The organism is Roseateles sp. DAIF2, assembly GCF_015624425.1.
Lineage (GTDB): Bacteria > Pseudomonadota > Gammaproteobacteria > Burkholderiales > Burkholderiaceae_C > Kinneretia.
On the sequence record NZ_CP049919.1, the window covers coordinates 1,396,485 to 1,408,465 of the forward strand.

Consider the following 11,981-nt stretch of genomic DNA (forward strand, 5'->3'; position numbering starts at 1 on the left):
TCGAGGCGCTGGCTGGCGTTGCGCCGCATTGACGTTGGGGCCAACCCGGGGGACAGTTGCCCACCTTCAATTTCTACCCCCAACCCGGCCGGCAGGCGGGCCTACCGGCCCGCGCCGCCCCGCTGACGATATAGAGAAGAGTGAGTGTCTGCATGAGTCCTGTCGACAAATCCGGTCTGACCCTGGTCGCCGCCGCGGCCGTCCTGCTGCTGAGTGGCTGCGCCACGACCACCACCGCGCCCGAGGGCAGCAAGCCGGCCGCCAGCGCCGCCGCTGCGCCCGCCAACGGCGCCTCGGCGCCGGCCTCGGTGCCCGGTGCTGCTAGCGCCGCCGCCGCCAAGCCGCCCGCCGACCCGAGCGCGCCCAAGCCCTTTGCCGATGTGATCAAGGGCGCCAAGGTCGACGACGGCCTGTTCCCGCTGTGGCGCAAGGACGAGAAGACCTGGATCGAGATCCCGAAGGACTGGCTGAACAAGCCCTTCCTGTTCACGGTCAATGTCGCCAACGCGGTCGGCGAGCGCGGCCTGTACGCCAGCCAGATGAACGACAGCGACATGGTCGAGTTCCGCAAGGTCGGCAACCAGATCCAGCTGATCGCGCTGAACACCAAGTTCCGCGCCGTCGCGGATCAGGGCAGCAAGCGCGCGATCGAGCAGGCCTTCTCGCCCAGCCTGCTGGGTTCCAGCGTGGTGGCCAGCGCCGAGCATCCGGAGCGCAAGTCCATCCTGGTCGACGCCGGCTTCCTGCTGGCCGACATCCCCGGCTATTCCACCCGCCTGGAAATGGCCTACCGCCTGCCCTTCTCGGTCGACAAGGCGAACTCGCATTTCGAGGCCGCCCGTGCCGATGCCCGGCTCTCGACCCTGACCGCGCGCCTGCATTACGCCACGCCGCGCATCCCCGCGCCGCCGCTGACCCCGCCGCCGGTGCCGGTGCCGACCCCGCCGCAGGCCACGCCGGATCCGCGCAGCCTGTTCATCAGCTTCGTCTACAACTTCGCGGCCCTGCCCGACGAGCCGATGGCCGTGCGCCAGGCCGACCCGCGCCTGGGCCATTTCGCCGAGTCTTTCACCGACCTGGGCGGCGACCTGAAGGCGAACCCGCGCGTGCACTACATCAACCGCTGGCGCCTGGAGAAGAAGGACCCGACCGCCGCGCTGTCCGAGCCGGTCAAGCCGATCACCTTCTGGATGGACAAGAACATCCCGGTGAAGTATCGCGGCGCGGTCGAGGCCGGCATCCTGGAATGGAACAAGGCCTTCGAGAAGATCGGCTTCAAGAACGCGGTGCTGGCCAAGCAGCAGCCCGACGATGCCGATTGGGACAATATGGACGCCGGCCACGCCTCGGTGCGCTGGTTCGTCGGCGCCGACGTCGGCTTCGCGATCGGCCCCAGCCACAAGGACCCGCGCAGCGGCGAGATCATCGATGCCGACATCGGCATGAGCGATGTGTTCGCGCGCGGCTCGCGCCGCATGATCGTCGAGGACGTCGGCATGAGCAGCGAGCAGCGCCTGGCCCAGCTGACCGCGTCCTGGAAGAACGGCCGCCCGTCCGCCGAGGCCTATTGCAACTACGCGCATGAGGCCGCCGCCGAGATGAACTTCGCGCTCGACCTGCTGGAAGCGCGCGGCGACATCGCGCCGGACAGCCCCGAGGCCGAGGCCTTCGTGCAGGCGGTGATCAAGGACACCATGATGCACGAGGTGGGTCACACCCTGGGCCTGAAGCACAACTTCAAGGCCTCGACCACGATCAGCCGCGAGCAGCTCAAGGACAAGGCCTTCACCGAGAGCAAGGGCATCTCCGGCTCGGTGATGGACTACAACGCCTACAACCTGGCGCTGAAGGGCGAACCGCAGGCCGCCTTCAACAACACCGCGCTGGGCCCCTACGACTACTGGGCGATCGAGTACGCCTACAAGCAGATCCCGGCCGAGCAGGAGAAGGCCGAGCTGGCCCGCATCGCCGCGCGCAGCACCGAGCCGGCGCTGGCCTATGCCGACGACGCCGATGCCGGCGGCTTCGGCCCCTACGATGGCCTGGACCCGCTGGCGAATCGCTTCGACCTGGGCGACGACCCGCTGGCCTATTACAAGAAGCGCCTGAAGCTGTCGCAGGAGCTGTGGACCCGCGTGCAGGACCGCAAGCCCCAGGTCGGCGACGACCCGCTGCGCCAGCGCCGCGCGCTGCTGGCCGGCTTCAACCAGCTGCACCGCGCCGCCGAACTGGTGGGCAAGTATGTCGGCGGCATGCATGCGCTGCGCGACCTGCCCGGCACCACCGGCCGCCCAAGCTTCAAGCCGGTCGAGCCCGCCAAGCAGCGCGAGGCCCTGCAGTTCCTGGCCACCGGCCTGTTCAGCGAATCGAGCTTCCGCTTCAAGCCCGAGCTGCTGTCCACCCTGACCCTGGACTACAACGAGTGGGAACGCGGCGTGCCGCTGAACCTGTCGGCCAGCGTCGCGCGCGTGCAACTGGTCGCGCTGGACCGCCTGCTGAGCCCCGGCACCGCCACCCGCATGCTGGACCTGCCCGCCTATGTCGAGCCGGCGCAGCGCCGCGGCATGATCTCGCTGAACGAGGTCTACGCCACCCTGCAGGGCTCGGTGTGGAGCGAACTGAAGAGCGGCGCCGAGATCGACCGCCTGCGCCGCAACCTGCAGCGCGAGCATCTGAAGCGCCTGCAGGCCCTGCTGACCAAGGGCTCGGCCGCGCTGCCGCCGGACGCGCTCTCGCTGCTGCGCTACAACGCCACCCAGCTGCAGTCCGAGCTGCGCGCCGCGGCGGGCAAGGGCGGCCAATCGGTCGAGACCCGCGCCCATCTGGCCGAAAGCCTGACGACGCTGACCGAGGCGCTGCGCGCCACGATGCAGCGCGCCAGCTGATGGCCCGCGCGTTCACGCAGACCCGCGCCGCAAGGCGCGGGGCCTGGCGCCGTCCGGCGCTGGCGGCGGCGCTGCTGCTGGCGCTGGGTGCCACTCAGGCCCAGCCGGTCCCGCCGCCCGGCGGCGCGCCGGCCGCGGCCGCCGCCCCGCTGAAGCCCTTCGACGAGATCGTCAAGGGCGCGCAGGCCGGCAGCGGCCTGTTCACGATCTGGCGCCGCGAGAACAAGGTCTGGCTCGAGATCCCGCTGTCGCAGCTCGACAAGCCCTTCCTGTTCTCGGTCAACTTCGCCAACTCGATCGGCGAGCGCGGCCTCTACGCCAGCCAGATGGGTCCCAGCTGGCCGGCGGTGTTCCGCCGCGTCGGCCGCCAGGTGCAGCTGCTGGCGCTGAACGAGAAGTTCCGCGCCCGCGGCAGCGAGGGCAGCCCGCTCGCGGTGGCGCAGGCCTTCTCGCCCAGCCTGCTGGCCGCCGGCGCGCAGGCCGCCGAGGTCCATCCGCAGCGCCAGTCCCTGCTGGTCGACGCTTCAGGCCTGCTGCTGGCCGACATCCCCGGCATGTCGACCCGGCTGGAGGCGGCCTTCCGCCTGCCCTATGCGGTGGACCGCGCCAACTCGAGCTTCGTCGCGACCCGCGCTGAGGCCACGCTGGCGACCCTGAGCGCGCGCCTGCATTTCGCGCTGCCGCGCATCCCCGCGCCGCCGCTGGTTCCGGGCCCGGCCCTGCCGCCGCCGCCCGCGGCGATCCCGGATGTGCGCAGCTTCTTCCTGGACTATGTCTACAGCTTCGCGGCCCTGCCCGAGACGCCGATGGCGCCGCGCGAGGCGGACCCGCGCCTGGGCCATTTCACCGAGTCCTTCACCGACCTCGGCGGCGACCTGAAGGCGAATCCGCGCGTGCACCACATCAAGCGCTGGCGCCTGGAGAAGCAGGACCCGGCGGCCGCGCTGTCGGAGCCGGTCAAGCCGATCACCTTCTGGCTGGACAAGAACATCCCGCTCAAGTACCGGCCGGTGGTCGAGGAAGCCATCCTCGAATGGAACAAGGCCTTCGAGAAGATCGGCTTCAAAAACGCGCTGGTGGTCAGGCAGCAGCCCGACGATGCCGACTGGGACAATATGGACGCCGGCCATGCCTCGGTGCGCTGGTTCCTCGGCGCCGATGTCGGCTTCAATATCGGCCCGAGCCGCGCCGACCCGCGCAGCGGCGAGATCATCGACGCCGACATCGGCCTCAGCGATGCCTTTGGCCGCGGCGCCCGCCGCATGCGGGTCGAGGACATCGGCGAAAGCAGCGAGGAGCGCCTGGCCGCCCTGACGGCCGCCTGGCGCGGCGAGGCGCACGAGGTCTGCGAGGAGGGGCGCCTGAGCGCCGAGCAGGCCGAGTTCGCGCTGGAGCTGCTGGAAGCGCGCGAGGACCTGGCGCCGGACAGCCCCGAGGTCGAGGCCTTCGTGCGCTCCACCATCAAGGGCACGATGATGCACGAGGTGGGCCATACCCTGGGCCTGAAGCACAACTTCAAGGCCTCCACCACGATGTCTCTGGCCCAGCTGTCGGACAAGGGCTTCACCGACGCGCACAGCATCGCCAACTCGGTGATGGAATATGTGCCGGTGAACCTGGCGCTGCGCGGCGAGCCGCAGGGCGGCTACCACCGCTCCGCGCTCGGGCCCTACGACTACTGGGCGATCGAGTACGCCTACAAGCCGATCGAGGCCGGGCGAGAGAAGGCCGAGCTGGCCGCGATCGCCGCGCGCAGCAGCGAGCCGGCCCTGGTCTATGGCGACGATGCCGACGCCGGCACCGGCGGCGTCTACGACGGCATGGACCCCTTCATCAACCGCTTCGACCTGGGCAACGAGCCGCTGGCCTATTACCGCAAGCGCCTGAAGCTGTCGCAGGAGCTGTGGACCCGTGTGCAGGAGCGCAAGCCGCTGGCCGGCGACGATCCGCTGCGCCAGCGCCGCGCGCTGCTGGCCGGCTTCAACCAGCTGGCCACCATCGCCGAGCTGAGCGCCAAGTTCGTCGGCGGCATGCACACCCTGCGCGATCTGCCCGGCAGCACCGGCCGGCCGAACTTCCGGCCGGTCGAGCCGGCCCTGCAGCGCGAGGCCCTGCGCTTCATCGCCGAGGACCTGCTGGGCAGTGCGGCGTTCCGCTTCCAGCCGCGCTTCCTGGCCGGCCTGACGCCGGACTACAACGAGCGCGACCGCGGTGCGCCGCTGAGCGTGCCGGCCGCGGTGTCTCGGGTGCAGCGCGCCGCGCTGGACCGGCTGCTGAGCCCGGGCACCGCGGGCCGCCTGCTGGACCAGCCGGCCTATCTGGAGTCGGCGCAGCGCCGCGGCCTGATCTCGCTCAGCGAGGTCTACGCCAGCCTGCAGGACGCGGTCTGGAGCGAGCTCAGGCGCCAGGGCGAGGGTGGCGAGATCGACCCGCTGCGCCGCAACCTGCAGCGCGAGCATCTGCGGCGCCTGCAGGGCCTGCTGACGCGCGGCCCCGGCGCCCTGCCGCCCGAGGCCGCGGCCCTGCTGCGCCACCAGGCCATCCGGCTGCAGGCCGAGCTGCGCCAGGCGCTGGGCCGCAGCGGCGGCCACTCGGTCGAGACCCGCGCGCATCTGGACTACAGCCTGTCCGCGCTGGAGGCGGCGCTGCGCGCGACGATGCAGCGCGGCTGAGTCTTTGTTGAGCCCATCGAAAAAGCCGGCGCATGCGCCGGTTTTTTTTGACTCTGGTTCGCTGATTCGCGATCTCCCGGCGCGGCCTTGATAACCCCTGCGCAGTGCCGGCTGGCGCCGGGACGCGGGCGTGCGCAATTGCTCCGTGTCCCCCGGCCGCTTCGCAGCCTCCTCCTTGACCTGCGCAATTGCGCACACCCGCATCCCGGCTTTTCCACCGCAAGGTTTTCGCGGAGAAAGCCAAACGCAGTGCCGAGCAGGAGGGTGGGTAGGCCTGATGCGGAGGTTAAGGAGGAGGCCGCGAAGCGGCCGGGGGATTGAGCCCGGACACCGGAAGTCCGGTGGACTTCCGGTGCCTGGCGAAAGCCAGGGCCGCGAGGCTCTGGCAGGCAGCAGCAGGCCCGCCCATCCTCCTGCGCCCAGGCAGCCTTCGCCTTCGCAAGAAGCCTTTTTCCTTGTGGCGCCGCTTATTCCTGCGGCCGGCGGCGCGGCGGGCGGCGCCGGCGTTGCTGGGCGCTGCCCTCGGCGGGCGCCGCCTGCGCCTCCAGCGGCCGGCCCTCGCGCCGCTCCACCGCGACGATGCCCCACACCGCCATGAACATCGCCGCGATCAGCGGGCCGATCACGAAGCCGTTCAGGCCAAAGATGGCCATGCCGCCCAGGGTGGAGATCAGCACCACATAGTCGGGCATCTTGGTGTCCTTGCCGACCAGCAGTGGGCGCAGCAGGTTGTCGACCAGGCCGATCACCAGCACACCGTAGGCGATCAGGCCCAGGCCGGGCCAGACGGCGCCGGTGGCCAGGAAGTACAGCGCCACCGGCAGCCACACCAGGCCCGCGCCGACCGCCGGCAGCAGCGACAGGAAGGCCATCAGCACCGCCCACAGCACCGGCGCATGCACGTCCAGCAACCAGAAGGCCAGGCCGCCCAGCGCGCCCTGGATCGCCGCGACGACGATATTGCCCTTCACCGTCGCGCGGATCACGGTGGCGAACTTCTCGCCCAGCTCGCGCTTGTAGCGGCCATGCAGCGGCAGCGCGTCGCGGATGCGGCGCGCCAGCGCCTCGCCGTCGCGCAGCAGGAAGAACATCAGGTACAGGCTGATGAAGAAGCCGACCAGGAAGTCGAAGGTGTCCTGGCCGAAGCTCAGCGCCTTGGCCGCCAGCACCTGGCTGCCCTGGTTCAGCGCCGCCACCAGCTTCTCCTGCAGCAGGGCCAGATTGGACAGGCCGGCGCGGTCCAGCAGCTGGGTCAGCCAGCCGGGCAGGGCGGCATAGATCTGCTGCACATAGGTGCTGAAGCTGAACTCGCCGGACTTGACCTTGCCATACAGCGCCGTGCCCTCCTGCACCAGCGAGGCCGCCACCAGGGTCAGCGGCAGGATCACCAGCAGCAGGATCACGACGATGGTGCTCAGCGCCGCCGCGGTGCGCCGCGTCGGGCCGAAGCGGGCCAGCAGCGCGCGGTTCAGCGGCGCGAACACCAGGGCCATCGCGGTGCCCCACAGCACCGCGCCGTAGAAGGGCAGCAGGATCCAGCCGAAGGCCAGGGTCACCAGCACCAGCATCACGGCAAAGCTCCTGTCGTGCAGGGCGGGGGCGTCGTCCTCGGGCAAAGTCGGCATGGGGGCGGTCGGTCGCTTGCGGCCAGCGGTTGTGTTGCGCGCATCGTAGCGGCAACGGCGACGGCACTCGTCGCCGGGCGGCAATCGCGCTAGATTCGAGGCTCCTCGTCCAGCCTGCCGGAGCCTGTTGCCATGGAGCCTCTACCCCGCATCGTGATGAGTTTCTCCCCCGACGATCAGGCCTGGCTGCGCCGCTCGCAGATCGCCGTGCCCAAGTTCTGGGCCAGCCATGGCACGGCGCCGCTGGCCGGCGACGCGCTGCGCATCGGCGGGCGCCAGTTCCTCATCCAGGCGCGCGTCTGGGAGGCCGATGCGGAGGGGCCGCTGCTGCACCTCTTCATCGGCAGCAGCCACGCGCAGAGCGACACGGTGTTCGGCTGAACCGGGATCAGGCCCAGCGGCGCCGGCTCAAGGCCAGCGCGCCCAGGGCGCCCAGGCCCAGCGCCAGCGAGGCCGGCTCGGACACCGGGTTGGCGGCCTCGACGCGGTAGCTGCCGCTGGCGCGCAACACCTCGTCGGCGAAATGAAAGCGCGCGCCGGCGATGTCGGTGGCGCCGTCCTCCACCCTAAAGCCGGGATAGCCGCCGACGCTGCCGTCCAGGCCGACCAGTTCGCCGAAGTGGTAGACCGCCATCAGCTCGCGATCGGGGTCGGTGTCGATCGTGTAGCCCAGCAGCGAGAAGCGGTAGTCGCTGATCGCGATCAGCTGGCGCGCCTCGCTCAACTCGATGCGCGAGGTGTCGAGCTCGAAGCGGCCGCTGAGCCGCTGCCCGATCGCCCGTTCCGGCTGGACCCAGGAGAAGGGCGAGCTGGCGCTGTCGATCAGGCCGGTGATCGTGAAGACCGAGGCCTGGGCCTGCAGGCTGGCGGTCAGGGCCGCGCCGGCGGCCAGCAGACGCAGAAAGGGAGGAAGACGCATGATGGAAAAACCCTCGTGACATGGTTCTGGCCGGGGCTTGTCGAGGGGCGCCCGGTCCGACCGCGATCGCGGCTGGTCGCCAGCCTAGGTGTCGGGCGTTGACGCAGCGTTGAACCCCACCCCTGGGGTCAGGGCTTGCCAGGCGTCCCGGTGATCGGCCAGGCCGGCCGCGGCGGGCAGCCGCCGCAGCAGGCCGCGCAGCGCGCGCTCGGCCGCGCCGCCCTGCTGCCAGCGCAGGCGGCTGCTCAGGCCGCGCAGCAGCAGCAGGCCGGCGCCCATCGCGCGGGCGCGGCGCAGGCCCTGCGCGAAGGCGGTGCGCACCTCGGCCCGGCCCGCGCCCAGCTGGATCAAGGCCAGGGCGCGCAGGCGCCAGAGTTCCGGCTCCAGGTAATGCTCCAGGCGCAGCCGCGCCTTGGCGAGCGCCTCTTCGATGCGCTCCAGCGCCTCCCGCGGCCGCCGCAGCGCCACCAGCGCGTCGGCCAGCAGCGACAGGAAGGTGGCCTCGGTGCTGGGCATGGCCAACGCGGCGACGGCCACCGCGCCCTGGATCGAGGCCAGGCCCTGCGCCTCGCCGCGCGCGGCCTGGGCCCAACCCAGCACCAGCAGGGCGGCCGCGCGCCAGAAGGCCAGATCATGGGTCTCCGCCAAGCTCAGCAGCTCCGCGGCATGGCGCTCCGCCAGGGCCGGCCGGCGCAGGCGCTGCTGCAGCACCGCGGCCATCGCCAGCGTGTAGGCCTCGGTATGGGCATGGCGCAGATCGCGCGCGGCGGCCACCGCGCGTTCGGCCTGCTGCTCGGCTTCGCCGGCGCGGCCCTGCAGCGCCAGCACCCAGGCGCGCAGGCCGGCGGCCGTGATGCCGCCATGCTCGCCGAAGCGGCCGATCAGCAGGCCGGGGTTGAGCGGCCGGGCCTGCGCGGCGGCGCGCTCCAGCCAGGCATCGGCCTCGGCGAGCCGGCCCAGGAAGAAGCTGTTGTTGCCCAGCGCATAGGCGGCCTGCGCCGCCGCGGCCGGGTCCTGCTGGCGCTGCGCCTCCTCCAGCAGATGGCGCGCATGGTCCAGCGCGTCGCGGTCGGCGCCGCTGCGGCTGCCCAGCCACAGGCCCCACAGCGCCTGGAAGCGCGCCTCCTCCTGCGCCGCCGCGCCGCCGGCCAGCGCCAGCGCGCGCTCGAAGCCCCGGCGCGCGGCAGCGCTGCCATAGCCCTCGGCGGCCAGCAGCGCATTGCCCAGCGCCAGCTGCAGTGGCAGCTCCAGCGCGTCCAGCGCCGGCCCCTGCGGCTGCGGCGGCAGCTGCAGCGCGAGCAGGCCCTGGCGCAGCGCATGGGCGGCCTCGGCCGGGGCCGACAGGGTGGCCGCGCGCCGGCCGGCCAGCAGCCAGTAATGGGCGGCCAGGCGGTCGCCGGCGGCGCTGAGCTGGTCCGCCAGCAGGGCCGGCAGCGCGGCGCCGAGGCTGGCCATCGGCCCCAGCAGCGCATCGGCCAGGCGGCGGTGCAGCGCGCGGCGCGGCGTTGGTGAGAGCGACTGGTAGGCGGCCTCGCGCATCAGCGCATGGCGGAACTGCCAGGGCGCGGTCGCGGCATCGCCGCTGCCCGGCTGGCGCTGCAGCAGGCCGGCCGCCTCCAGCTCGCCCAGGCGCCGCTGCAGGCGCGCCGCCGGGGCCGTGTGCAGCTGCTGCAGCAGGGCCGGCGTGAAGCTGGCGCCGATCACCGCGGCCGCCTGCGCCAGCTGCCGGGCTTCGGGGTCGACCCGGTCCAGCCGCGCGGCCAGCAGGTCCCAGAGCCGGCCGGGCATCGGCTCGCCGGGATGCTGGCGCAGCGAGCGGGCCAGCTCCTCGGCATACAGCGGCACACCCTCGGCGCGGCGCAGCAGGGCCTCGATCTGGCCGGCATCCTCCAGACCCAGGCCGGTGATCAGCTCGCGCATCGGCGCCGGCGGCAGCGGTTCCAGCGGCAGCGTCTCGACGTCGGCCAGGGCCGGCGGCGCGGCCTCGCGCGAGCTCAGCAGCAGCAGGCGCGGTCGGTCGGGGCGCTGCAGCAGCCGGGCCAGCAGGCCCAAGGTGGAGGCATCGGCCCAATGCAGGTCCTCGACCAGCAGCAGGCGCAGCGCGCCGCCGTCCGCCCGGCGGCCGAGCAGCGCGCACAACAGTGCCTCGTCCTCCTGGCGGCTGCCGCTGCGCCCCGGGGCGCCCTGCGTCGGCGGCTGCGGCAGCAGCAGGCGTTCCAGCACCGCGGCCTGGGTGGCAGCATCCAGGCCGGCCTCGTCCAGCAGGCGCCGGCGCGCCGCGGCCTCGTCCTCGCGATGCAATGCCTGCAGCGCGAGCAGGCGCTGGCGCAGCGCGGCGATGCAGGGGTGGTAGGGGCTGCTGTGCTGGAACTCGGGCTGGCAGGCCAGCTGCAGCCATGACCCGGCCCGGGGGTCGGGCTGTTCCAGCAGGGCCTGCAGCAGCCGGGTCTTGCCCAGGCCGGGCTCGCCCTGCACCAGCAGGGCCTGGCCGTCGGCCTGGCGCCAGGCCTGCCGCAGCCGCGCCAGCTCGCGCTGGCGCCCGATCATCGGCGCGGCTGCGGGTGTGGTCGCCGCATCCTGCCCCAGCAGCCGGGCCTCGCCCTCGGCCAGCGGCGCGCAGCGGAAGTCCGGCGGCAGCTGGGCCGCCAGCTCGGCGCTGAGCCGGATCTCGTCCGGCCCGGCCAGCAGGGCCAGGCGGCGCGCGCGGCGCGACAGCGCGCCGGCACCGTCGGGCGAGCTCTGGCGCGGATCGGCATGGACCCAGCCGGCATGCAGGCCGAGCCGCGGCGCAGCCGGCTCCTGCCGCTGCCGCAGCAGCTCGCGCAGCTGCAGCGCGGCCAGCAGGGCCTGGCGCGGCGCCTGCTCCTGCGCGCGCGGATGGCCGAAGAAGGCCAGCAGCTCGCCGCCCTCGGCGCGCTGCACGAAGCCGCCCCGGGCCTGCAGCGCGGCGCTCAGCTCGGCCTGCAGGGCGGGCAGCCGGTGCGCGAGCAGCTCGGGGTCGGCGGCCGGGTCCTCGGCCTCAAGCTCGCAGGCCAGCGCGACGACGCGGCGGCGCTCGATCGGGGCCGCCGCGGCATTGTTGGCCGCGGGCGGGGCCGCGCGCAGGCGCTGCGCCAGGGCCAGGCTGTCGGCCTCGGGCTGCAGGCCCAGCTCGGCCTGCAGGCGCTGGCGGAACTGCTCGAACAGGTTGAGCGCCGCGTTCCGGTCCGGCCCCAGCAATCGCATGCAGCAGCGCAGCAGCGCCTCGTTCCAGGGCGCGAGGTCCAGGCCGCGGCGCGCGGCCGCCAGCGCCTCGGCCGTCTGGCCGGCGCGCTCCAGGCCGAGGGCCAGGTCTTGCTGCTGGCGCTGGGCCAGGCTCAGCAGGGCCTCGCGCCGCGGCGCCAGCCAGTCCTGCAGCGCGGCCAGACCGTCCAGCGCCAGGCCATCCAGCAGCGGGCCGCGGTAGAGGGTCAGGTGTTGTGCCAGCGCGGCGAGATCGTCCGGCGCCGGGGCGGCGGCGAAGTCGAGCGCGTCGACGCGCCAGCCCAGCGCCGGGTTCAGGGCCAGCTGCTTCTTGTTGTCGCCCAGCAGCGGCGGCGCGAGCGGCTCCAGCGGGGCGAGGGCGTGGCGCAGGTCGAAGATCGCGCGGCGCAGATTGGCGCGCGCCTGGGCCGCCTCCGACTGCGGCCACAGCAGCTCGGCCAGGCGCTCGCGCGGCCAGGCTCGCGCGTCCAGCGCCAGCAGGGCCAGCAGCAGCCGCACCTTGTCATAGGGGAAGTCGAGCGGCGCGGCCCGCGCCGCGATGCGCAGTTCGCAGCCGCCCAGCAGGAGCAGCCGCGGGGGCTCGACGGGGAGGGCGCGCGCGGGGTTCATCACGGAGCGCGCAGTATCCCTGCGGCCC

6 protein-coding genes are annotated in these 11,981 nt (G+C 72.9%); 3 read left to right on the plus strand and 3 right to left on the minus strand.

Going from position 1 to position 11,981, the window contains the following annotated elements; genetic code table 11:
- Positions 1 to 152: 152 nt before the first annotated feature.
- A complete protein-coding gene (locus G8A07_RS06555; RefSeq protein WP_195796262.1) occupies positions 153 to 2,885 on the plus strand; it encodes a zinc-dependent metalloprotease in 2,733 nt (910 codons plus the stop codon).
- On the plus strand, positions 2,885 to 5,557 hold the full coding sequence (locus G8A07_RS06560; RefSeq protein ID WP_195796263.1) for a zinc-dependent metalloprotease: 2,673 nt from the start codon (positions 2,885 to 2,887) through the stop codon (positions 5,555 to 5,557). Before G8A07_RS06555 ends, G8A07_RS06560 begins: the two co-directional genes overlap by 1 nt.
- A gap of 467 nt (positions 5,558 to 6,024) precedes the next feature.
- Here G8A07_RS06560 and G8A07_RS06565 read toward each other — a convergent pair whose 3' ends face one another.
- Complete coding sequence (locus G8A07_RS06565; RefSeq protein WP_195796264.1) at positions 6,025 to 7,182, minus strand: AI-2E family transporter; 1,158 nt, start codon at positions 7,180 to 7,182, stop codon at positions 6,025 to 6,027.
- A gap of 156 nt (positions 7,183 to 7,338) precedes the next feature.
- Between G8A07_RS06565 and G8A07_RS06570 the strand changes: the two genes are divergently transcribed.
- Positions 7,339 to 7,563 carry a hypothetical protein gene (locus G8A07_RS06570; RefSeq protein ID WP_249937247.1) on the plus strand — a complete coding sequence of 75 codons (225 nt, stop codon included), beginning with the start codon at positions 7,339 to 7,341 and terminating at the stop codon, positions 7,561 to 7,563.
- Between the two features lie 7 nt (positions 7,564 to 7,570).
- Here the strand turns inward: G8A07_RS06570 and G8A07_RS06575 are convergent, their stop codons facing one another.
- Positions 7,571 to 8,101 carry a hypothetical protein gene (locus tag G8A07_RS06575; RefSeq protein ID WP_195796266.1) on the minus strand — a complete coding sequence of 177 codons (531 nt, stop codon included), beginning with the start codon at positions 8,099 to 8,101 and terminating at the stop codon, positions 7,571 to 7,573.
- An 84-nt stretch (positions 8,102 to 8,185) separates the two neighbouring features.
- On the minus strand, positions 8,186 to 11,953 hold the full coding sequence (locus tag G8A07_RS06580; RefSeq protein ID WP_195796267.1) for an AAA family ATPase: 3,768 nt from the start codon (positions 11,951 to 11,953) through the stop codon (positions 8,186 to 8,188).
- Positions 11,954 to 11,981 lie beyond the last annotated feature (28 nt).

What these genes read in the sequence shown, in the direction of transcription:
- G8A07_RS06555 (WP_195796262.1), top strand. Translation starts at nt 153, where the DNA reads ATGAGTCCTGTCGACAAATCCGGTCTGACCCTGGTCGCCGCCGCGGCC.
- G8A07_RS06560 (WP_195796263.1), top strand. Translation starts at nt 2,885, where the DNA reads ATGGCCCGCGCGTTCACGCAGACCCGCGCCGCAAGGCGCGGGGCCTGG.
- G8A07_RS06565 (WP_195796264.1), bottom strand. Translation starts at nt 7,182, where the DNA reads ATGCCGACTTTGCCCGAGGACGACGCCCCCGCCCTGCACGACAGGAGC.
- G8A07_RS06570 (WP_249937247.1), top strand. Translation starts at nt 7,339, where the DNA reads ATGAGTTTCTCCCCCGACGATCAGGCCTGGCTGCGCCGCTCGCAGATC.
- G8A07_RS06575 (WP_195796266.1), bottom strand. Translation starts at nt 8,101, where the DNA reads ATGCGTCTTCCTCCCTTTCTGCGTCTGCTGGCCGCCGGCGCGGCCCTG.
- G8A07_RS06580 (WP_195796267.1), bottom strand. Translation starts at nt 11,953, where the DNA reads ATGAACCCCGCGCGCGCCCTCCCCGTCGAGCCCCCGCGGCTGCTCCTG.